The organism is Myxococcus sp. CA033 (genome assembly GCF_013336625.1).
Taxonomy (GTDB): Bacteria; Myxococcota; Myxococcia; order Myxococcales; family Myxococcaceae; genus Myxococcus; species Myxococcus llanfairpwllgwyngyllgogerychwyrndrobwllllantysiliogogogochensis.
Map to the genome: position 1 here is coordinate 967,473 of NZ_JABUMU010000001.1, position 22,409 is coordinate 989,881.

General features: G+C 69.4%; 18 protein-coding genes. 3 read left to right on the forward strand and 15 right to left on the reverse strand.

Annotation, left to right across the window (positions count from 1 at the left end):
• Positions 1-5: 5 nt before the first annotated feature.
• From murC to mraZ, 12 genes are read right to left on the reverse strand one after another with little or no spacing between them, the layout of a single operon-like run.
• Complete coding sequence (murC, locus tag HUA78_RS03730) at positions 6-1,424, reverse strand: UDP-N-acetylmuramate--L-alanine ligase (RefSeq protein WP_174461485.1); 1,419 nt, start codon at positions 1,422-1,424, stop codon at positions 6-8.
• The gene (gene murG, locus HUA78_RS03735) at positions 1,421-2,566 is read right to left on the reverse strand and encodes an undecaprenyldiphospho-muramoylpentapeptide beta-N-acetylglucosaminyltransferase (RefSeq protein WP_141648325.1); all 1,146 of its coding nucleotides are present in this window, start codon (positions 2,564-2,566) and stop codon (positions 1,421-1,423) included. The genes murC and murG overlap by 4 nt, the downstream gene beginning before the upstream one ends.
• Positions 2,563-3,726: a putative lipid II flippase FtsW gene (ftsW, locus tag HUA78_RS03740; RefSeq protein WP_141648326.1), complete on the reverse strand. Its 1,164-nt coding sequence runs from the start codon at positions 3,724-3,726 to the stop codon at positions 2,563-2,565. Before ftsW ends, murG begins: the two co-directional genes overlap by 4 nt.
• Positions 3,727-3,730: 4 nt before the next feature.
• On the reverse strand, positions 3,731-5,098 hold the full coding sequence (gene murD, locus HUA78_RS03745) for a UDP-N-acetylmuramoyl-L-alanine--D-glutamate ligase (RefSeq protein WP_174461486.1): 1,368 nt from the start codon (positions 5,096-5,098) through the stop codon (positions 3,731-3,733).
• A gap of 23 nt (positions 5,099-5,121) precedes the next feature.
• Entirely contained in the window at positions 5,122-6,300 is a 1,179-nt protein-coding gene (gene mraY / locus HUA78_RS03750; RefSeq protein WP_141648328.1) for a phospho-N-acetylmuramoyl-pentapeptide-transferase, read from the reverse strand.
• Complete coding sequence (gene murF, locus HUA78_RS03755; RefSeq protein ID WP_174453136.1) at positions 6,300-7,703, reverse strand: UDP-N-acetylmuramoyl-tripeptide--D-alanyl-D-alanine ligase; 1,404 nt, start codon at positions 7,701-7,703, stop codon at positions 6,300-6,302. Before murF ends, mraY begins: the two co-directional genes overlap by 1 nt.
• 32 nt (positions 7,704-7,735) lie before the next feature.
• A complete protein-coding gene (locus tag HUA78_RS03760; protein WP_141648200.1) occupies positions 7,736-9,259 on the reverse strand; it encodes a UDP-N-acetylmuramoyl-L-alanyl-D-glutamate--2,6-diaminopimelate ligase in 1,524 nt (507 codons plus the stop codon).
• A gap of 51 nt (positions 9,260-9,310) precedes the next feature.
• Complete coding sequence (locus HUA78_RS03765) at positions 9,311-11,329, reverse strand: penicillin-binding protein (RefSeq protein ID WP_174475682.1); 2,019 nt, start codon at positions 11,327-11,329, stop codon at positions 9,311-9,313.
• Entirely contained in the window at positions 11,326-11,739 is a 414-nt protein-coding gene (locus HUA78_RS03770; protein WP_141648202.1) for a cell division protein FtsL, read from the reverse strand. Before HUA78_RS03770 ends, HUA78_RS03765 begins: the two co-directional genes overlap by 4 nt.
• Positions 11,736-12,650 carry a 16S rRNA (cytosine(1402)-N(4))-methyltransferase RsmH gene (rsmH, locus tag HUA78_RS03775; protein WP_174475683.1) on the reverse strand — a complete coding sequence of 305 codons (915 nt, stop codon included), beginning with the start codon at positions 12,648-12,650 and terminating at the stop codon, positions 11,736-11,738. Before rsmH ends, HUA78_RS03770 begins: the two co-directional genes overlap by 4 nt.
• A gap of 4 nt (positions 12,651-12,654) precedes the next feature.
• On the reverse strand, positions 12,655-13,041 hold the full coding sequence (locus HUA78_RS03780; protein WP_141648204.1) for an STAS domain-containing protein: 387 nt from the start codon (positions 13,039-13,041) through the stop codon (positions 12,655-12,657).
• A gap of 46 nt (positions 13,042-13,087) precedes the next feature.
• Positions 13,088-13,540 (reverse strand): division/cell wall cluster transcriptional repressor MraZ, encoded by a 453-nt coding sequence (gene mraZ, locus HUA78_RS03785; RefSeq protein ID WP_141648205.1) that lies wholly within the window; start codon positions 13,538-13,540, stop codon positions 13,088-13,090.
• A gap of 264 nt (positions 13,541-13,804) precedes the next feature.
• On the opposite strand from mraZ, the gene HUA78_RS03790 reads away from it, so the two are divergent.
• Positions 13,805-14,512: a PilZ domain-containing protein gene (locus tag HUA78_RS03790; RefSeq protein ID WP_141648206.1), complete on the forward strand. Its 708-nt coding sequence runs from the start codon at positions 13,805-13,807 to the stop codon at positions 14,510-14,512.
• A 10-nt stretch (positions 14,513-14,522) separates the two neighbouring features.
• Here HUA78_RS03790 and HUA78_RS03795 read toward each other — a convergent pair whose 3' ends face one another.
• Positions 14,523-16,325 carry an acyl-CoA dehydrogenase family protein gene (locus tag HUA78_RS03795; protein WP_141648207.1) on the reverse strand — a complete coding sequence of 601 codons (1,803 nt, stop codon included), beginning with the start codon at positions 16,323-16,325 and terminating at the stop codon, positions 14,523-14,525.
• 343 nt (positions 16,326-16,668) lie between these two features.
• Here HUA78_RS03795 and HUA78_RS03800 point away from each other — a divergent pair, with 343 nt between their 5' ends.
• Positions 16,669-17,985: a hypothetical protein gene (locus HUA78_RS03800; protein ID WP_174468003.1), complete on the forward strand. Its 1,317-nt coding sequence runs from the start codon at positions 16,669-16,671 to the stop codon at positions 17,983-17,985.
• A gap of 3 nt (positions 17,986-17,988) precedes the next feature.
• Here HUA78_RS03800 and HUA78_RS03805 read toward each other — a convergent pair whose 3' ends face one another.
• Complete coding sequence (locus HUA78_RS03805; RefSeq protein WP_371745487.1) at positions 17,989-18,924, reverse strand: hypothetical protein; 936 nt, start codon at positions 18,922-18,924, stop codon at positions 17,989-17,991.
• On the reverse strand, positions 18,921-19,919 hold the full coding sequence (locus HUA78_RS03810; protein WP_174461490.1) for an App1 family protein: 999 nt from the start codon (positions 19,917-19,919) through the stop codon (positions 18,921-18,923). The genes HUA78_RS03805 and HUA78_RS03810 overlap by 4 nt, the downstream gene beginning before the upstream one ends.
• 131 nt (positions 19,920-20,050) lie before the next feature.
• On the opposite strand from HUA78_RS03810, the gene HUA78_RS03815 reads away from it, so the two are divergent.
• On the forward strand, positions 20,051-22,363 hold the full coding sequence (locus tag HUA78_RS03815) for a serine/threonine-protein kinase (RefSeq protein WP_174475684.1): 2,313 nt from the start codon (positions 20,051-20,053) through the stop codon (positions 22,361-22,363).
• Positions 22,364-22,409 lie beyond the last annotated feature (46 nt).

Below are 22,409 nucleotides of genomic sequence, written 5' to 3' on the forward strand. Positions count from 1 at the left end.
GTCGGCTAGCCCTTCGTCGGAGCCGCGTTGCCGAGCAGGCCGAGCAGGTCCGGCCCCACGTGGGTGATATCTCCCGCGCCAAGCGTCAACACGAGGTCTCCCTCGCGCAGCCGGGGCAGCAGCGCCGCCGGCAGGTCCGCGCGCTTGGGAACGAACGTCACGTCGCGGTGGCCGTGCGCGCGGATGGCGTCCGCGAGGGCGTCACCGGTGGCGCCCGGAATCGGCTCCTCGCCGGCCGCGTAGACGTTGGTGACGAAGAGCACGTCCGCGTCGTTGAACGACGTGGTGAATTCCTTCATCAAGTCATGCGTGCGCGTGTAGCGGTGCGGCTGGAAGGCCACCACCACGCGGCGACCGAAGGCGCGCCGAGCGCCCGCCAGCGTGGCCAGCACCTCCGTCGGGTGGTGACCGTAGTCATCCACCACGGTGATGCCCTTCGCCTCGCCCTTCACGGTGAAGCGTCGCTGCACGCCGCCGAACTCGGCCAGCGCGGTGCGCACCGTCTCCAGGGGGATGTCCATCTCCTCCGCCACGGCGATGACGGCCAGCGCGTTGAAGGCGTTGTGCGCGCCCACCATGCGCACGCGGAACTCGCCCAGGTCCTCCTCGCGGCGGAACGCATGGAACGTGGTGGTGAAGCCGTCCAGGGCAATGCTCTCCAGGCGGTAGTCCGCCATGTGCGAGCTGCCGTAGGTGACGAAGCGCTTCTCGATGCGCGGCAGGAGCGCCTGGACGTTGGGGTTGTCCAGGCACAACACGTTGAGGCCGTAGAAGGGCACCCGGTTGCAGAACTCCACGAAGGCCGTCTGGAGCACCTCCAGCGAGCCGTAGTGGTCCATGTGCTCCGGGTCGATGTTGGTGACGATGGAGATGGACGGGTGCAGCTTGAGGAAGCTGCCGTCGCTCTCGTCCGCCTCCACCACCATCAGCTCGCTCTTGCCCAGCTTGGCGTTGGAGTCGAGCACGTTCACCTTGCCGCCCACCACCGCCGTCGGGTCCAGGCCCGCCGCGCTCAGCACGGTGGCCACCATGGACGTCGTCGTCGTCTTGCCGTGACTGCCCGCGACGGCGACGGCGTACTTCAGCCGCATCAACTCCGCGAGCATCTCCGCGCGGGGGATGACGGGAATCTTCCGCTGGCGCGCGGTGACGACCTCCGGGTTGTCCTTGCGCACCGCGGACGAAATCACCACCACGTCCGCCTGCACGAGGTTCTGCGCCTTGTGCCCCTCGAAGATGGTGGCGCCCATGCGCGTCAGGCGCCGGGTGATGTCGCTCTCCTTCAGGTCGGAGCCGGACACCCGGTAGCCCAGGTTGATGAGCACCTCGGCGATGCCGCTCATGCCGATGCCGCCGATGCCCACGAAGTGCACCTGCGCGGCGTGCCGCGTCTTGAAGAGGCTGGGGGGCTTGTTCTTCGTCACGACTTGCTCCTGGGTGCCGTCTTCGCCTCGGGGGTGGGACGCTCGCGGCCGGTGGGGCCCCAGGTCTGCACCATCAGGTCCACACACACGTCGGCCAGCTCCTTCGCCGCCTCGGGACGGCCCAGCAGGGCCGCCTTCTTCTCCATGCCCTTGAGCCGCTCGGGCTGCGACTTCAACGTCCGCAGCGTCTCCGCCAGCTTCGCGCCCGTCAGCTCCGACTCCTGGAACATCAGCGCCGCGCCCGCGTCCACCAGCGCCCGCGCATTCACCGTCTGGTGGTCATCCGTCGCATGCGGGAAGGGAATCAGGATGCTCGCCTTCTTGCACACGGTCAGCTCCGCCAGCGTGGTGGCGCCCGCGCGACAGATGACCAGGTCCGCCATCGCGTACGCGCTCGACATGTCGTCGATGAACTCCACCACGTCCGCGTGGAAGCCCTTGTCCGTGTAGCCCTTGCGCACCATCTCCAGGTCGTTCTTCCCCGTCTGGTGCACGAAGCGCAGGCCTTCCTTCAAGTCGCCCAGCGAGTCGAGCGCCTCCAACATCCGCTGGTTGATGCCCCGCGCGCCCAGGCTGCCGCCGAAGACGAGCACCGAGAAGTTCTCGTGCGCCACGTGGCTGCGCAGGTAGTTGTCCATCAGCTTGCGGCGGATGGGGTTGCCGATGAGCTGCACCTTCTTCTCCGGGAAGAAGCGCCGCGCTTCATCGAAGGCGATGAAGACCACCCGCACCACCTTGCCCAACAGCTTGTTGGTGAGGCCCGGCAGCGCGTTCTGCTCCTGGATGGCGGTGGGGATGCCCATCAGCCACGCGGCCAGGACGACGGGCCCGCTCGCGTAGCCGCCCACGCCCACCACCACGTCCGGCTTCTGCCGGGCGAGGATGCGGAACGACTCGATGAAGGCCAGGGGCAGCGCGAAGAGCGCCTTGAGCAGGGAGAAGAAGCCCTTGCCCTTCAGGCCCTGCACCTTCACCAGCTCCAGCGGATAGCCCTCGCGCGGAACCACGCGCGCCTCCAGGCCCCGCTCGGTCCCCACGAAGACGACCTCGTTGGCGTGGTGACGCGTCACCACCTCTTCCGCCAGGGCAATGCCCGGGAAGAGATGGCCCCCGGTGCCGCCCCCCGCGATGAGCACCTTCACGCCGCCACCTCCCTCAAGTCCGAACCCGCCCGCGCGCTCCGAGGCGCTCCCTGCGCGCTGGCGCTCAGCGACAGCAGCACCCCCGCCGCGCCCATCAGCACCACCAGCGACGTGCCTCCGTACGACACGAACGGCAGCGTCAGGCCCTTGGTCGGCAACAGCCCCATGGCCACGCACATGTTCACCGTGGCCTGGAACGCGATGATGGAGGTGAAGCCCAACCCCAGGTACGTGCCGAAGGTCTCTCCGGCCGCGAGGCTCGCGCGCACGCCGCGCCACAGGACGATGGCATAGAGCGAGACGAGCACGCCCACGCCAATCAACCCCGTCTCCTCGCCGAGGATGGAGAAGATGAAGTCGGTGTGCGCTTCCGGCAGGAAGAAGAGCTTCTGCCGGCCGTCGCCCAGGCCCAGGCCGACCACGCCGCCGGAGCCGATGGACATGAGCGACTCGGCGACCTGGTAGCCCACGTCATGCCGGTGCGCCCACGGGTCCAGGAAGGCCAGGATGCGCTTCATTCGATACGGGCTGGAGGCAATCGCCACGTACGCCAGCGGCAGCGCGAGCAACACGGAGCCGACCAGGTAGCTCAGCTTCGCGCCAGCGGCGAACAGCAGCACGAACAACATGAACACCAGCAGCACGCTGCTGCCAAAGTCGGGCTGGAGCATGCAAAGCATCACCAGGATGCCGCAGAGCGCCAGGTGCGGGAGGAAGCCCACGGAGAACGTCGCCACCTTCTCGCGCTTCTTCGCCAGCGAGTAGGACAGGTAGACGACCCAGGCGAACTTGGCGACCTCGGCCGGCTGGAGGCTGAAGCCCGGCAGCCGAATCCAGCGCCGCGCGCCGCCCGCCGTGGAGCCGATACCCGGAATGGCCACCAGCACCAGCAGGACAATGGCCGCCAGCAGCAGCGGATACGCCCAGCGCGCCAGCTTGCGCCAGCCCAGCTTCATCGCCACGGCCATCACCACCAGGCCCAGGGCCGCCGCGGTGACCTGCCGCTTGAAGAAGTAGAGGCTGTCGCCGAGCTTGTCCTGCGCCAGCACCGCGCTCGCCGAGTACACCATCACCAGTCCCATCGTCACCAGGCCCAGCACGGCGCACAGGAGGATGGGGTCGAACCGCACGGGAGCATTCGACGGAGGAGAGGTCTTCATGCCGTCACAGCGCTCCGACCAGGCGCTTGAAACTGTCGCCCCGGTCCTCGAAGTTCTTGAACTGATCGTACGACGCACACGCGGGCGACAGCAGCACCGTGTCACCTGACTTCGACAGCTCACGCGCCTTCGCTACCGCCGCCGCCAGCGTGCCGCACGCATGCACCGCCGCCTGCCCCTCGTACGCCCGGGCGAGCAGGTCCGAGTCCGCGCCGATGGTCAGCACGCCCTTCACCTTGCCCCGCCCCTCTTCCACCATGGGCGCGTACGGCGCGCCCTTGCCCTTGCCACCGGCAATCAGCCACAGCCCGCCCTGGAACGCGCGCAGCGCCACCAGCACGGAGTCCACGTTCGTGGCCTTCGAATCGTTCACCCACTCCACCCCGTCCAACACCCGTACGCTCTCCAGCCGGTGCGGCAGGCCCGGGTAGCTGTCCAGTCCCGCCTGCACCGCCTCGGCCGGGACGCCGCCCAGCCGCGCCAGCAGCGTCGCCGCCATCGCGTTCTGCGCGTTGTGGGCGCCTCTGAGCGCGCGGTTGGAGAGCCGGTACTTCTCCCCCTGGAAATCCAGCCGGAAGCCGCCCGCCTCCGCCACCGCGAGCCCCGCCAGCGTCGGTGCGTCCGCCACCGGCTTGCCCGTGACGCTGAAGCCGTACACGGGTACCCGCGCCTGGCACGCCAGCGCGAGCACGTCCGCGTCGTCCGCGTTCACCACCGCGAAGTCGCCCTCTCGCTGGTGGTGGAAGATGCGGGCCTTGGCCTCGCCGTACGCCCCATGGTCCGCGTACCGGTCGATGTGGTCCGCCGTGAGGTTGAGGATGGCGGCGCCGCGCGGGCGCAGCGTCTGGATGCCCTCGAGCTGGAAGCTGGACAGCTCCACCACCAGCGCGTCCCAGTCTCCAGGGGACAGCGCGGCCTCGCTGAAGGGCCGGCCCAGGTTGCCACCGACGAACGTGCGCTTCTTTCCCTGGACGAACAGCTCTCCGGTGAGCGCCGTGGTGGTGCTCTTCCCGTTGGTGCCGGTGATGCCGAACAGCGGCACCGACTCCAGGAAGCGCCACGCCAGCTCCACCTCGCCCCAGATGGGAACGCCCGCGGCGGCGGCGGCGCGCAGCTCCGGCAGCGCCAGCGGCACGCCCGGGCTCACCACCACCAGCGACTGCGACTCCAAGAGGCCCGGCGTCGCGGGGTCGGTGACGAGCGTGGCGCCCAGCGACTTCACCTCGCGAGCCACGTCACCCAGCGCGTCCTCGCTCCGGGCGTCCAGCGCCGTCACGCGCGCGCCCCGCTGGCACAACAAGCGCAGCGCCGCCACGCCGCTCTTCGCCAGCCCGTACACCAGCACCTTCTGCCCGGACAGCGCGAACGTCATGGATGTTCCACCCCTCGGGAGAATCAGCGCAGCTTGAGCGACAGGAGCGCCACGCCACCACAGAGGATGGAGACGATCCAGAAACGGACGATGATCTTCGGCTCGGCCAGGCCCTTGAGCTCGAAGTGGTGGTGCACCGGCGCCATCTTGAACACGCGCTTGCCGGTCATCTTGAAGGAGGCCACCTGAATCATCACGCTCAGCGCCTCCGCGAAGAAGATGCCGTGGATGATGGCGGAGACGACCTCGTTCTTGGACAGCACCGCCAGCCCGCCCAGGGCGCCACCCAGCGCCAGCGAGCCGATGTCCCCCATGAACACGGAGGCCGGATACGTGTTGAACCAGAGAAAGGAGATGCCCGCACCGACGATGGCCGCGCAGAACACGGCCAGCTCCGCGCCACCCGGCACCTGGAGGATGCCCAGGTATTGCCACAGCGGCGTGGCCACCAGCTTCGTCGTGCCGCCCACCGTCACCGAGTCCGCGATGCTCAGCGTGGTGCCCGCCACGTAGCAGAGCACCGCGAAGGTAATCGCGGAGACGATGGTGGGGACAATCGCGAGCCCATCCAGGCCGTCGGTGAGGTTCACCGCGTTGGACGTGCCCACGATGACAATCCAGGCGAAGACGACGTAGAACCAGCCCAGGTCCAGGTTGAACCAGTGGGACGGAATGAAGGGCAGCGTCAGCCGCGTGTTGATGAGCAGCGTGGGGCCGAACGAGCCGTCCGGCTGCGTCCACGTCGTCAGCAGGCCGAAGACGGCGATGAGGAAGAAGACGGTCTGCAGCACCATCTTCTTGCGCCCCGCCAGGCCCTTGGAGTTGCGCTTGGACAGCTTGAGCCAGTCGTCCAGGAAGCCGATGAAGCCGTAGCCGAACGTCAGGAGCAGCACCACCCAGACGGCGCGGCTCTTCAGGTCCGCGAACAGCAGCGTGCCCGCGGCGATGCAGATGAGGATGAGCGCGCCACCCATGGTGGGCGTGCCCTTCTTCTTCTGATGCGAGTCCGGCGTGTCCTCGCGGACGTTGCTCTGTCCGTGCTGCTTCAGGCGCAGCCTCGCGATGAGGCGCGGCCCAATCAACATGCCCAGCACGAGCGCGAAGACCCCGGCGGCGATGATGCGGAAGGTGGGGTAGCGCAGGAAGTTGAGAACCCGCCCCGCTTCCGTGTTCTGGATGAGCTCGTAGAGCAGATACAGCACTAGTGGTTTCCTCCGGAGGACGCGGTCGTGCCCGTCAATGCGGCCACCACCCGCTCCAGCCGCATTCCGCGGCTCGCCTTCACCAGCACCACGTCGTGGGGGCGCAGCCTCGGCGTCAACCACGCCACCAGGGGCTCCACCTCCGTGAAATGCGCCGCGGACCCACCCAGCCCCGCGTGCTTGAACCCTTCCGCGGAGCGCGGGCCGAAGAAGGCCACCAGCGCCGCCTTGCTCGCGACCTGCCCGCCCAGCCGCGCGTGCTCTTCCAGCTCGCCCGGGCCCAATTCCAGCATGTCGCCCAGCACCGCCACCGCGCGGCCCCCAGGCGTCACCAGCGTGCCCAGCGTCTCCAGCGCCGCGTCCATGGAGGCGGGGTTCGCGTTGTAGCAGTCGTCAATCACCGTCACGCCCCCCAACCCGTCCACCACGTTGAGGCGCCGCGCGTACGGCTTCGCCGCCTCCAGCCCCTTCACGCACTCTTCCGCCGTGTAGCCCAGCGCCAGCGCCACCGCGAAGGCCGCCGTCGCGTTCTGCGCGTTGTGCGGACCGATGAAGCCCAGCCGCACCGGCCACTCGCGGCCCAGGTGGCGCACCGTGGCCACCATGCCGTCGCGGCCCTTCGTCTCCACCGACACCAGCCTCACATCCGCGTCTTCCGCGCGGCCGAAGGTCAGCCGGTTCGCTTCACTGCGCTCGGCTTGCGCGGGGATGAGCGGGTCATCGGCGTTGACGACAATCGTCGTCCCGTGCCCCATCTCCTGGAACATCTCCCCTTCCGCGTCCGCCACGCCCTGAAGGCTGCCCAGCCCCTCCAGGTGCTCGGGCTGGACGACGGTGATGACGCCCGCGTCCGGCCGCACCACGCGGGTGAGCCGCTGGATTTCGCCGGGCCGGTTCATCCCCACCTCGATGACCGCCGCCACGTGCTGGGGCTCCAGCCGGAACAGCGTCAGGGGGACGCCCACCTCGTTGTTGAAGTTGCCTTCCGTCTTCAGCGCCGGGCCCCGCGTGGCGAGGATGGCGCCCACCATCTCCTTGGTGGTCGTCTTCCCGTTGGAGCCGCCCACCGCGCAGATGGGAATGCGGAAGCGCTGACGGTGGTGGCGGCCCAGGGCCCCCAACGCCATCAGCGTGTCGTCGACTTCGTAGAGCGTGAAACCGGCGGGCAGCGCGGGCAGGGCACGGCCCCGCCCCACCACCGCGCCGGCCGCCCCACCCCTGGCCGCGACGTCCACGAACGCGTGGGCGTCGAAGCGCTCACCCACCAGCGCCACGAAGAGGCACCCCGGGGTGAGTGCCCTCGTGTCGGTGCAGACGGCCTCGAAGGCGGCCGGCCCGGGACTTCCGAGCCGGGTCGCCCCCGTCGCCTGCACCACCTCTTCGTCGCTGAATCGAGCTGCCATAGGGGTGTGGGGCGTCCCGTCCGCGAGCCTTCTCAGCCGGCGGTGCGGCTCGCCAGTGCCTTGGCGGCGGCCTGGCGGTCATCGAAGCTGAGCTTCTCCTTGCCCACCTGCTGGTAGGTCTCGTGGCCCTTGCCAGCGATGAGGACGACGTCGTCCGCGCTCGCCAGTGCAATGGCCTGCTCGATGGCGGTGCGACGGTCCGCCTCGACGAGGTAGCCCTTCTCGCCCGACTTCGCCTTGTTCGCGGAGATGCGGCGCAGGCCGCCCTTCTCCACGCCCGACGTCACCTGGCTGATGATCTCCTCCGGGTCCTCCGTGCGCGGGTTGTCGCTGGTGATGACCGTCAGGTCCGCGGCCTCCGCGGCCACCGCGCCCATCAACGGACGCTTGCCCTTGTCCCGGTCTCCTCCGCAGCCGAAGACCGTGATGACGCGGCCCTTGGCCATCGCGCGCGCAGCCTCCAGCGCGCGCTTGAGCGCGTCGTCGGTGTGCGCGTAGTCCACGAACACGGCGGGCGCCCCCGCGGGGCCGTAGTTCTCCACGCGCTCCATGCGGCCGGCCACGGGCGTCATCCGCTCGATGCCGACCTTCACGTCGCTGCGCGAGAAGCCCGCGCCGATGCCGATGCCCACCGCCAGGAGGATGTTCTCCAGGTTGTGGGGGCCCAAGAGCTTGCTCTTCAGCGCGATGTCGCCCGAGGGCGTCTTCAGCGTGCCGGTGATGCCGGCCAGCGTGAAGGTGACGTCCGAGGCCGAAATCTCACCGTTGCCGGTGCGGCTGAACTTCCACGCCATCCGCTTCTGGCCGCGCTGCTCGTTGTAGATGCGGCTGGCATACGTGTCGTCGCCATTCACGACGGCCACGCCCGTGGAGGACAGGTTCTCCGCGAAGAGCTTCCGCTTCGCCTGGAAGTAGTCCTCCATGTCCTTGTGGTAGTCGAGGTGGTCGCGGCTCAGGTTGCTGAAGCCCGCGGCCTTGAAGGTCAGCCCGTGCACGCGCTCCTGCGCGAGCGCGTGGCTGGACACCTCCATCACCACCGTCTCCACACCCGCGTCCACCATCTCCCGGAAGATGCGGTGCAGCTCCAGCGGATCCGGCGTCGTGTTGGCCGTCTCGACCGTCTTGCCCCCGAACTTGTAGCCCAGCGTGCCAATGACACCCGTGGACACGTAGGCCGCCGCGCTCATCGCCTCCAACAGGAACGACGTCGTCGTCTTTCCGTTGGTGCCGGTGACCGCCAGCAACGTCAGCTTGTCGGCCGGCCGGCCATGGAAGTTCGCGGCGATGAGGGCCAGCGCCTTGCGCGCGCTGCCCACCTTGAAGAAGGGCACCTGCGAGGAAGGCACCGGCTTCTCGGAGACCACCGCCACGGCTCCGCGTGACACGGCCTCCCCGATGAACTGGGCACCATCCTCCTTGGTGCCGGGAATGGCGATGAACAAGTCGCCAGGCTTCACATGCCGCGAGTCCTGGGTCACACCGGTGACGTCGACCGCGGAACGACCACCCGAGGTCTGCTCGGCACCACACCCTGCGAGGACATCCGTCAGCTTCATCTCTTCCCCTTCACACGAATTGCAAGCGCGGGGCCTGGAACGAGCGCGGCCTCATTGCCGCGTCGCGAGCTCCAGCGTCACCCGGGCCCCCTTCTCCACCAGTGAGCCGGCGGCGGGGGTTTGAGACACCACACGTCCACTGCCCATCACCTGTGGCTCGAGTGCCGCGGCGAGCAGCTTCACCACGGCCTCACGACCTCCGGCGCCCTGGACGTCCGGCACACGCACCGTGCCGGCCTCAGGGCTCTCCGAAACCGCCTCCTCCAACACCGGCCGAGCGGGCTCGGTGGCCTTCGCCACCGGCTTCGCCGCGACAGGCACGGGGGTTGCGGCGGCCATGGCCACCCCGGGTGCCACCGTCCGAGACGGGGGCACGGCCAGGTGGGCCATGGCAGCGGTCGCAATTTCCTTGAAAGCAGGGGCAGCCACGAGCCCCCCGTACACGTCTGTCTTGGGTTCGTCCACCACCACGAGGATGACAATGCGCGGATCCTCGGCCGGCACCATGCCGACAAAGGAGGCAATCCGCTTGTCCGAGTAGCCCCGGGCCACTGGATCCGCCTTCTGGGCGGTTCCCGTCTTGCCGGCGACCCGGTACTCCTCCATGGCGGCCTTGGGCGCGGTACCTCCCTTGACCACCACGCTTTCGAGCATGCCCACCACCTGCCGGGCCACCTTCGCGGAAACCGCCCGGCGGACCTCGGTGGGACGGTTTTCAAGCAGCACCACCCCGTCGGGGTCCACCACCTTCGACACGAGGTAGGGACGCATCAGCACGCCATCGTTGGCCAGCGCACCATAGGCCGCCGCAATCTGCACGGCGGTGGCCGTCATGCCCTGTCCGAACGACTGGGTGGCCAGGGAGACCTCCGCCTTGGGGAACGGGATGACACCCCGGCCCTCGCCCGGCAGGGCCAGGCCCGTGCGCTCGGCGAAGCCGAAGGCATGGTAGCCGGCCACCATCATCTCGCGGCCCAGCACCTGGGCCATCTTCGCCATGCAGATGTTGGAGGAGACCTGGAGGATGCCCCTGGGCGCCAGCCACCCGTAGGAGTGCGTGTCGTTGATGGTGTGGCGGCCCACGCGCCAGGCGCCGTTCTCGCAGAAGAAGACGCTCTCCTCGGTGACGGACTTCTCCTCCAGCGCCGTGGCCACCACGAAGGGCTTGGTGGTGGAGCCGGGCTCGAAGGTGTCCAACGCGCCTCGGTTGCGCACCGTTCCGCGAGCGATGCTCTCCGGAGTGTTCGGGTTGAAGCGGGGGTGGTTGGCCAGCGCCAGCAGCTCCCCCGTCTTCGGATCCAACGCCACCACCATGCCGGCGATGCCCTTGGCCTCCTCCACGGCCTTGGCCAACGACTTCTCGGCCACGTACTGCAGATGCCGGTCCAGGGTCAGCGTGACGGCGGCGCCCTGCCGCTCCAGCGGATCCAACGCGCCCTGGACCAACAGCTTGCGGCCCTTGGCGTCGCGGAAGCCCGACATGCGGGAGTTCTGCCCGGACAGCTCGTCCTCGAAGGCCAGCTCCAGGCCCTCCAGGCCCTTGCCGTCCATGCCCACCATGCCCACCACGTGGGCGCCCAGCTCACGCTGCGGATAGAAGCGCTTGGGCTCCTTGGTGAAGCCCATGCCGGGCAGGCCCAGCGCCTTCACCGCGGCGACTTCCTGGGGCTTGGCCTGACGCTTCACCCAGGCGAAGCGCTTGGAGCGCGCAAGCCTGGCGCCCAGTTCGTCCGCGTCCACCTTCAGCGCCTTGGCCAGCGAGCGCGAGGCCTGACGCACGTCGGGCAGCATCGATGGATCCACCCAGATGGAGTCCACCTCCACGCTCTGGGCCAGGGGCGTGCCGCGACGGTCGAAGATGTCGCCGCGACGGGCGGGAATCTCAATCTGGCGGACGTACTGGTCCTGCGCCATTCCGCGCAGCTTCTCCTGCTCGAAGACCTGCAACTGCACGGCCCGACCGAAGGCGACACCCAGGAGCAACAGGAAGAGACTGAACAAAAGCTGCACACGCAGCTTCAGTCCCTTCGCGTTGGACTCCGGGGCCCGTGTCGCCTTGAAATCCCTCACCGGCCCGAACCTCCACGGCCCGCCACGCGTACGCCGGGCTTGTCTTGAGACGGGGACGGAGCGGACGCGGAAGCGCTGCCTCGAGCCGGCTTCTCCGAGGACAGCGACACCACCGCGCTGCCAGCGGGCATCGTCATGCCGAGCTGCTCGCGCGCCACGCGCTCCAGCCGGCCCGGCGCCTTGAGCGTGGCCAGCTCCAGCTTGAGTCGGTCATTGTCCCGCGTCAGCGAGCGGCTCTCCGCCTCCGCGCGGGACAGCCGGTAGCCCATGTCCACCACCATCACCCGGCTGGTGACATGGAGCATGCCCACCGCGGCGAAGAGGGAGAACAGGAGGACGGCGGGCAACAGGTGCAACAGCACCCCCGTCAACGACACGGAGCCACGCTGGGAGGACGACGCCTTGCTCATCGCACTTTCTCCACCACGCGCAGGTGCGCGCTTCGAGAGCGGGGGTTGGCCGAAATCTCTTCGTCCGAGGCGGCCACGGCCTTCTTCGTCACCACGCTGAAGTTGCCCACGCTGGAGCAGACGCAGATGGGAAGGCCCGGAGGACAGGTGCAGCGGCCCTCCAGCGTGCGGAAGCCCTCCTTCACCTTGCGGTCCTCCAGCGAGTGGAAGGAGATGACCGCGGCGCGGCCACCGACCTTGAGGAGCGACGGCAGCGCGGCCAGGAGCGAGTCCAGCGCCTCCAGCTCCTGGTTCACCGCCATGCGCAGCGCCTGGAAGGTCCGGGTGGCGACGTGGATCCGCGTGGGCCACGCCTTGCGGGGCACCGCGCGCTTCACCACCTCGGCGGCCTCCAGCGTGCGCGTGGGAAGCGCGCGCTTGAGCTCGCGGGCGATGGGCCGGGCAAAGGGCTCCTCGCCGTACTCTTTCAGGATGAGCGCCAGCTCCGACTCGTCCGTGGACGCGATGAGCTCCGCGGCGGTGGGGCCGTCCGGGCCCATGCGCATGTCCAGCGGGCCGTCCTTCATGAAGGAGAAGCCGCGCTCGGCCACATCCAGCTGCGGGGAGGAGACCCCCAGGTCCACCAGCACGCCATCCACCGGCAGCAGCTCCGCGGCCACGCGGGGCAGGTCCGCGAAGTTTCCAGCGCGGCCCTGGAAGCGGGGATTGGGCCCCAGGCGGGCGGCGGCGGCGGCGAGCGCCACCGGGTCGCGGTCCACGCCCACCACGGACGCGCCCTGAGCAAGGAGCGCCTCCGTGTGGCCACCACCCCCGAGTGTGCCGTCGATGATCACCTTGCCCGCTCCGGCTCGCAGCAGCTCCACGGCTTCACGCAGAAGGACGGTCTGATGCTGGAAGTCCAAGTCCCCCACGCGGTCAGACGAAGGGAGCCCGCGCGAGTGAAAACGCGGCGCGGGCGTCGTTCATGTGCGGGTAGATTTCAAACGTGTCGTGCGCGCCGGCCGCGCGGAAGATGGCGGCCAGGTACGGCGACAGTCCAGACAGCTTCAGGTCTCCACCCGTGCGGCGGAACGCCTCGGCGCGGGCCATCAGCGGCTTGACGCCCCGGTAGTTGAGGTGCCCTACCTCGGACAGGTCCAGCACCACCTGACGCAGGCCCCGGTGCATGCGCTGGGTGAGCTCGTCGCACAGCTTCAGCAGGTCCTGCTCGCTCAGCTCGCCCTCCAGCATGAGCGTCTCCACGCGCTCGGCACCCGCCAGTGCGCTCGTCGCCCTCCGCCGGACCTCCAGAACCTGATTCATACGCGTGCCACCCTCTCGGGACTCCGACCTTTTGTCGACTTTCCGGCTATTGGTGCCGCAGCTCGGAAAGCACCTTCATCACGTCCGCGGAGGCCGCTTCCTGGCGGGCCTCTTCCTGGGCCTTCGCCCAACCCTCGCGGCTCCAAAGCTCGATCACCTTCACCATCCCCGCCCACACCACGTCCTTCTCCAGCCCCGCGTACGTCCGCAGCGACGGCGGAATCAGCAGCCGCCCCAGCCGGTCCAACGGGCACTCCTGAGCGCTCGCCACGTACAGGCGCATCAGCGTCTTCACCCCGGGCTCCATCGGATTGCGCCGCGCGAGGGACGCCTCGAGCGCCTCCCACTCCCGCACCGGGTACGCGTGGAGGCACCGGTCCAGGGCCGTGGTGATGATGAGCCGCTCGTCATAGGCCCCCACCAAGGTCTCCCGGAGCTTCGCCGGGAGGCTGGTCCGCCCCTTCGCGTCGATCTGGTGCTCATAGACGCCTCGGAACACGGGGGACGATCCACCTTTTCAGCCCTTCAGGGGATGAAGCTCCACTCCTTCCCACTTCTTGCCACTACCGGGCGGCATTCATACGCGGCCCCCCAGGGGGGGTCAAGAAAGCGCAACAGGTTGGAACACGCCGCCAGTGGGTTCCCGACATCCAGACAACCCGTCACACCTGGAAGGTCAGGTGTTTGGCGCGCCGCGGCGCCCTACCCGTGGGGAGGGGGCAAACTTGAGCTCCCTCCGGGAAGAGCGCAGAGTGACGGCTCCGTGAACACGAACGTGCGACTGAAGGTGGCCTACAAGAGCCCGCAGTCCCTGGTGGGGGAGTACACGCGCAGCGTGGGTCAAGGTGGCGCCACGCTCCAGACGCGGCGCAGCCTCCCGCTGGGGACTCGCTTCACTTTCGAGCTGCATGCCGGAGGGGTACCCCGGCCCGTGGAGGTCTTGGGCGAAGTCGTGCAGGTGGAGCCCCGCGAGGAGCGCAACTACCTGGTCACCGTGCGTTATGGCGCCAGCGAGGACCGCACCGCGCTGGACGCCGTGCTCAAGCGGATCTTCGCCGCCCAGGAGCAGGAGGGGCTGCGGCGCTTTCCCCGGCTCCCGCTGCACCTGCGCGCGGTGGAGGCCACGCCCCTGTCGCCGACGTTCCTGGTCCGGGACATCTCCCGAGGCGGCGTGGGGCTGGAGGTGATGGCGCCCACCCTGCCCCGCCACGTGCGCGTGGGCACGCCCTTCCTGCTGGAGATGGATTTGACGGGCGGCTCGCTGCTCCTGCACGGCGAGGTGGTGTGGACGTCGTCGGTGCCCCGGAAGAACGCCACCGAGGCGACGCCCGGCTTCGGCGCCACGTTCGGCCGGCTGCGGGCGCCCATGCAGCAGCGGCTGGACGCGCTGCTCGCGCTGGAGTCGCTGCCCCCCGCGCCCTGGAAGGCGCGGGTGAGCTTTGGCATGGACGCCGTGACGCGGATGCCGTGACGGCGCCTGGCTACTCCGTGAAGGGGTAGCCGCCGGCGGACTCGATGGCGGCCATCACCGTCTCGCGCAGCTCCGCGGGGTTGTAGGGCGTGAAGATGTCCTGCGTGGCCAGCCGCTTCAGCTCCTTGTCCAGCGCGTCACCCTGGAGCGTCGCGCACAGCGCGCGGCGCGTCCTGTCGTAGGCGCGGGGGATGCTGTCGAGCGCGAACAGGCGCACCAGCGCCAGCCGCACCGGATCCAACGTTCCGCCGGACGCCGCCTGTCGGGTGCGCGTCACCAGCGAGTCCAGGGCGAAGGCGTCCATCACCACGTCGGAGAGCGAGGCGAGCACCTCCTGGTGCTGCTCCAGCTCCGGACCGAACGTCTCCGCCGCCACGCGCAGGCCGTGGAGGGCCAGGCGCTTGGCGACCTCGGCGGCCACTTCCTGCGGGGCCAGCGCGTCGTCGGTCCGGGCCCGGGGCTTCTCGCCTCGCGACAGCTCCTCCGCCACGTTGCCCGCCATGGCGAACAGCGGCAGGTCACCCTTCACCGCGCGCTTGATGAGCATGCCGGTGATGAGCATGCGGTTGATTTCGTTGGTGCCCTCGAAGATGCGGTTGATGCGCGCGTCGCGGTAGGCGCGCTCGACGGGGTACTCCTCGATGTAGCCCGCGCCGCCGTGCAACTGCACCGCGTCGTCCACCACCTGCCCCAGGGCCTCCGAGCCGTAGACCTTCATGATGGAGGACTCGATGGCGTACTCCTCCACGGCGGCCAGGAGATGCCCCTCGTACCCGGGGGCGGACTTGTCGCGAGCGGCGAGGCGCGCGTCGACGAGGCCCGTGGTGCGGTAGGTCATGCTCTCCAACGCGTAGATGAGCGCGGCCATGCGCGCCAGCTTCTCGCGCGACAGCGGGAAGCGGACGATGGGCGTGCCGAACTGCTTGCGCTCCTGCACGAAGCGCAGCGCGTTGCCGAGCTGGAGCTTCATGCCCCCGAGCACGCCCGCGCCCAGCTTCAACCGACCGTAGTTGAGGATGTTGAAGGCAATCTTGTGGCCCTTGCCCACCTCGCCCAGCAGGTTCTCCGCCGGGACGCGTGCGTCCTCGAAATAGAGCGGGCACGTGGACGAGCCACGGATGCCCATCTTGTGCTCCTCCGGCCCCACCGTGAGGCCCGGGGTGTCCTTCTCCACGATGAAGCCGGTGAACTTGTCGCCGTCCACCTTGGCGAAGACGATGAACACGTCCGCGAACGCCGCGTTGGTGATGTAGAGCTTGGAGCCGTTGAGAATCCAGTGCTTGCCGTCCGGCGAGCGCACCGCCTTCGTCTTCGCGCCCAGCGCGTCACTTCCGCTGCCCTGCTCCGTGAGTGCGTACGCCGCCACCCATTCGCCGGTGCCCAGCTTGGGCAGGTACTTCGCCTTCTGCGCGGCGTTGCCGAACCAGACGATGGGCAGCGAGCCGATGCCCGTGTGCGCGCCGAACGTCACGGACCAGGAGCCGTTGAGGCTCATCGCCTCGGCGAGCAGGAGCGACGTGGTCTTGTCCAGGCCCGTGCCGCCGTAGGCCTCCGGGATGTCCACGCTGAGCAGACCCAGCTCGCCCGCGTGGCGCAGCAGCTCGCGCAAGAGCACGTTGTCCTTGTGCTCGATTCGCACCGCCTGGGGCAGCACCTGCTCGCGGCTGAACTGGAGCGCCGTGCGGAAGAAGAGGCGTTGCTCCTCGGTGAAGGTCTCCGGCGTGACGAAGCGGGAGGTACCGACCTCCTGGAAGAGGAAGGCCCCTCCGGTGGGAATTTCCTTCGACGCGGCGGGCTCGTTCACTGCGGCCATCGATGACCTCCCAGATGCGCGAAGGGCCTCACGTCCGTCGAGCGGAGAGTCGGCCCATCCTTGGCAAGCTATGAAGCGCCGCATCATAGGAGGAGTGGCGAGCAGGCCAGCCCTTTTCTCTCGGGTTCAGCCCGGCGGTTTCGCCAGGCAGTACCGAGGTGGCACACGACCGTTCCGCTGAGCGGAACGGCCACGCCGTCTCCATGGGTCACAAGGCCGCAGCGGATTGTGCCGTGAGCGACAATCACGTCCGTCGGGGCGAGCCCCCGCCATTCACAGTGCTCACCCATGCGACCTCACTTCAATCAGGGGCCCTCTTCCGCTCCTGTGAATGGGGGTTGTCATGGGGATGAGGACACGGGTGTTGTCGTGGTTGTGCGTCGTGGGCGTCATCGCGGGCAGCGCGAGGTCGACCGCCGCCGAGCCGCTCGCGGGAGGCCTGTCATGGGCCCATCAGCTCAGCGGTCCTGGGGACGACGAGACCGGACGGATTGCCTCCGGCAAGGACGGAAGCTTCATCTCCTTCATCAACTTCACAGGCAGCATCGACGTGGGGGCGGGCCCCATCCAGGCACCGGGTGGGCCGACGGACCGGGCCCTGGCGCTCGTTCGTCATGACGCCCAGGGCCAGCCGAGTGTCATCCGAGTCATCAGCGGGCTCTACGCGCTTCGTCACGCGGTGGACGGACAGGGCAACATCATCATCATCGTCGAGGCCATCGGCGTCAGCCCCGGCAGCAGCCTGTTCAGCGACGGCCTCCAACTGGTGAAGCTCAGTGCCACCGGTCGCCTGCTCTGGCTGCGTCCCATCCTCTCCACCGACATTTTCGTCCAGACGCTCGTGACCGACCGCGACGGCAACATCGGCATCGGTGGCTACAGCGTGACGTCACAAGGCAGCCCCCGGCTCACCTTCCTCAAGCACAACTCCGAGGGCACCCGGCTGTGGCGCTTCGTCGACACGGACACCACCCAGAGCCTGGGCCGGACCGCCACCGCCGACAGCGAGGGCAACTTCTTCGTGGGTGGCGATGCCCTGGGAGCCACGAGCTCCTCGGAGCCCTACCTCGTCATGCTCTCGCCCGAAGGACAGCCGCGCTGGCGTCGGCGATTGCTTGGCGCGCTGGGCTTCGCCTTCGGCCTGGCCACCCATGGCAACCGCGTGGTGATGGTCGGCACGTACGCGTTCACCTTCACCTTCGCCGGGCAGACCCACACCTCCACTGGCAACCTCGGCATCAACCAGGACGCGTTCGTCGTCGCCTGGACGCGCGATGGCGAGGAGCGCTGGGCGTACAACTTCGGCTTCGACATCGAGAGCGTCGCCATGGACGAGCGCGACGGCGTCACCGTCGTCGGGGGCTATCAGGCGGGCAGCTCGGACCTGGGCATCCTGGGCCCGCTGCCCGGCAACCCGTCGAGCGCCGCCAACGTCTACGTCGCGAAGTTCGACCGCATCCAGGGCCAGCGCCGCTGGGTACAAAGCTTCCCCAGCGGCCTGGACCGCAGCTCTCCCGGTCTCGACGAGGGCACCGTCGCCGTCTCCAAGGACGGCCGCGCCGCGGTCCTCGGCCTCTTCCACGACACGCTCCAGGTGGGCTCGCGGACATGGACGGCGAGCGGCGTGTCGGACCTCTTCCTGTTCGGCTTCCAGCCCTGAGCGTCAGCCCCCATCCCTGACACGAGGAGGCGTCGGGAACACGAGGCACAGGGTGTCGAACAAGGGCTCGCCCGGGGCCGTGTATACGGCTCCGAGCGCACGCGCGGCCTGGGAGACCTCGGTGCCAAACGAGGGGACCAGGCAGATGTCCTCGGACTGCTTGAAGCGGCCCTTGAGCAACCCCAACCCGTGCCGCAACGTCGCCAGGTCCTGGCGCCCCTCGCGCACCGGCACCGAGGGACCATTCGCATCGGGACCGGGGAGCTTGCCCACGCTGGTGCTCAGCTCGAAGCCGTCCGCGCGCTGGATGATGCGCAGCTTTCCCGGCGCCACCTCCGCCAGCCACTCGCGAAAGCCCTCCTCATCGCGAAGCACCAGCGGATACGCCACCGGTGCATCCGGATGCGCCAGCCACACCGTCTCGGCGGAGTCCCGCAGCATCGCGAGCAGTTCGGAGACCTGCGCCAGGAACGTGTCCGCGTCGGGCACCAGCACGACTTCGCGCCCCTTCACCCGCTCCGCGAGACGCGCGAGGGATGCCGGACGCGAGGGCTCGAACGTCTCGTCCCCGAGCCGCGCGTGCTCACCCGCCAGCGACAGTCGCAACGCGTTGGACGGCAGCGCCTCGCCATACACGGGCACGGACTCGGGCACGTCGCCTCGAGCGACAGGCCCTCCATCCTCGGACGCTCGACTCCCTCCCGTGGCGAGCGAAGGCAATGGCGCGGGCTTCAGCGACTGGAGCGGCTCGGCGGCCTTCTCCTCTCGACAGCCCACCACCGCGAGCAGCGGACACAGCAGCACCACGAGGCGTCGAACACCGAGAGAGGCGATTCGCGTCCGCGCTTCGAGGCACCGCCGGGTCGCGAGGCGAAGCCAGTCGAGTCGCCGCCGCCCCTCGCTGCCTCGAACCTCCGCGACACACTGCACGAACGTCATGGAGGCGTCGGGCCCGCGGTGGCCGGCAGCGACACGGAGGGCTTCGGCAGCACGCTCGCCACACAGGCCGCGTCCGCCAGCCCCAGGCCGACGGCGTGCTCCGCCGCTTCACGCGCGTCCTTGAACAGCACCATGTCCTGGAAGCGCTTCACGTCCTTCGTGCGCCCCGCGTCGCGGATGTAGACGGCCTTCACCCGTCCCGGGAACTCCTCGCGAATCTGCGCGTAGACCTCCGGGTCCTTCTCCCCTGAGTCCCCCACCAGCACGACGGGCAGCGGGAACTGCGTGAGCAGGCGGCGGATGATGGGCTGCTTGTAGTTGGACAGCGACGACGGGCCCAGGTCCCGCAGGTACACGCCAAAGCCCGCCGGGAACTGGTGCCGCTCCAGGAACCCGCGCACGCGCGGCAGGTACTGGACGGGCGAGCCGCTCACCAGCGCGAACGCCGAGGACGTCGCGCTCCCCCGCAGGCATCCGTAGAGCGCCGCCATGCCCGGCACCACCTCCTGCGTGTCCGAGTCCTTCAGCAGCGCCGTCTGCACCAGCTTCGCCGGCTTCGTCACCTGCGTCACCGCCAGCGTGTCGTCGAAGTCGGAGACCACCAGCAGCGACGTCGACGCCGGCAGCACCTCCACGCGCGCGCTGGTGATGGCGCCCTCCACCCACGCCTCCGCCTCGGAAGCGCCCTCCTTGAAGCGGCCTCCCTCGGGCGGCATCAAGGTGACCTCGAAGCCACCGTCGTGCCCGCTCGTCACGATGGCGGTGACGCCCTGGAAGCGCACCGACACCTTCGCGCCCTCCCAGTTGGGCGCCGCCAGCCGTCGCAGGTTCCGAGACAGCGCCGAGCTGCCGTCCGAGGGCGCCTCCTTCAGCACGCGCCCCTGAAGCATGACGCGCTCGGGCAACCCCAACACCGGCGCCAACAGCACCGCGGGCGCCGCCACCGCGTGGGAGCCCCCGAGTAAGACACCCAGGACAAAGAGACGAGTGAGCATGTTCAACGGAATTTTCCCGTGTTAACGTTCCTGGAGCCCTGATGATAGCTTCGCGCGGGCCTCAAGAGGCGTCGTGGAGTCGTGGAGGGGCAGCACAGCGGCCCGGTGCGCCCAGAGGAGCCGGAAGACACGTGGAGCACCCGTCCGAAGGGCTCGATTTCGGCAAGTACACGTTGCTCGAGCGCATCGCGACGGGCGGCATGGCGGAGATCTACCGCGCCCGGATGACGGCGGTGGCGGGGGTCACCAAGCCCGTCGTCATCAAGAAAATCCTGCCGGGCTACGCGGACAAGAGCGCCTTCGTCTCCATGTTCGTCAACGAGGCGCGCATCGCCGCGGGGCTGAGCCACGGCAACATCGCCCAGGTCTTCGACTTTGGCGAAGTGGGCGGCCAGTACTTCATCGCCATGGAGTGGGTGGACGGGCATCCGCTGTCACGCGTGCTGCGACGCGCCCGGGAGAAGGGGCTCTACACCCTACCCCAACCGCTGGCCCTGCTGGTGACGGTGGAGGTGCTCAAGGGGCTGGCCTACGCCCACACCCGGCTGGATGACCGGGGCCGTCCGCTGCACATCATCCACCGCGACGTCAGCCCGCAGAACGTGCTCCTGAGCTTCGAGGGCCAGGTGAAGCTGGTGGACTTCGGCATCGCCCGGGCCCGGCTCGCCAGCCATGGCGTCAGCGACGAGCCCGACGAGGCGGAGGCCAAGGGCAAGTACGCGTACTTCGCCCCGGAGCAGGCCCGGGGCCGGGAGCTGGACGCCCGCGCGGACATCTTCGCCGCGGGCACTCTGCTGTACGAGACGCTGTGCGGGCGACTGCCCTTCGAGGGCTCCGTCCCGGACGTGATGCGCAAAATCGCCCTGGGCGACTTTCCGCGTCCGCGCGAACTGGCCCCGGACATCCCTCCAGCCCTGGAGCGCATCCTCCTCACCGCCCTCGCCGTGGAGCGCGAGCAGCGCTACCCCACCGCCGAGGCCTTCGCCGAGGCCCTCACCCGCTACCTGCACACCGCCACGCCCGACGTCTCCTCCAGCGCGCTGGCCCACTTCATGGGCTACCTGTTCGAGACGGAGCTGGTGGCGGATGGACGGCCCGTGCTGCTGCCGCGAGAGTTCCTCGCGCAGATGGCCCGCTGGGCAAAGGCCCCCTCCGAGCGACACACGGTCCACGAACCGTCCCCGCTCGAACTCCCGCCGCCGCCCGAGTCCATCCCCCCGCCGCGTCCCCCGACGCCCGGCGAGGGCCGACGCGAGCGCACCACCCAGCCCATCCCCGCGGTGCCCGGTCCCACCCCGGAGAGCGAGGCCCCCACCGAGCCGCCTCATCCCGCCCCGCCCCGTCCTGGCTTCCGGCTGCCCCGCGCCGTGGCACTGGGCGCGCCCGTGCTGGCCGCCGTGGGCGTGGCGCTCGTGGTGATGGCCATGGGGCGCAACGGCACCTTCTCCGTGGAGCTCAGCTCCTCGCCTCCCGGCGCCACCATTCGCGTGGATGGCAGGACGCTGGGCTCCGTCACCCCCGCCCTCCTCACGCACCTGCCCGCGGACGGCGAGCACCTGCTGGAGGTCCACATCCCCGGCATGGTGCCGTGGAGTCAGGTGGTGCGCGCCGAGCGGGGAAACACCCTCGCCGTCCACGCGCACCTCCGTCCACGGCTGAACACTCCCGCCTCAGGCGCCGCCGCACTCGCCGCGGCCAGGGCCCCCCATGCCCCTCCGCTCCAGGACGCGGACTGGGCCCCCGGAGCCCTGCGTCTGTCCGCCGTGAGCCACGCCTTCCGCGTCCCGGTGACGTCCGCCGCGCGCGTGCCGTTGGACCCGGCCCGCACCTACCTGGTGCACACCGAAGGACGGATGTCCCTGGGTGGACCGATGGCCGTGGAGCACGCCGGCTACTTCCTGGAAGGCGACGGAGAGCTGTCCTCGCACGAGTCCTTCGGACTGCTCGGCCCCGAGGAGCAGCTCATCCGCCACGCCTCCGTCCTCTATGTCTTCGCGCTGGACGCACGTCGCGACGACAACCGTGGCGGGCTCCAGGTACGGGTGCGGGAATTGGGCGGCCCCACCCATCCGCCGTTCCGACTGGATGCGCGCCAACACGCCGTGAAGCTCTCGCGCGCGGACCGCTTCACCCTCCACGCGTTGGACCCTGGCACCACCTACGAGGTGGTGCTGCGCTACACGGCCGAGCCCGCCCGGACGCGGGGCTTGAGTGGCGGTCCGGTGGGACGGGTGCTCGGCCTGGTGGGCACGGACCAGGGCCCCGACGGCTCGCCCAGTGGCCTGGCGCTCCTGGAAGTGGGTCAGCCCTCGCGGCTCAGGGGAGCATCCTGGCTCCAGCTCGCCTTCCCGGACGACAACCTGGCCGACAACACCGGCACCCTCCTCCTGGAGGTCATCCCCACCGCCCCTCCAGAGCGGCGCAACGAGCGCCCCACCCGCTAGCAGGTTGCTACAGCCGTGCAGCGGCCTGTCGCCGAAAAGTTGATCC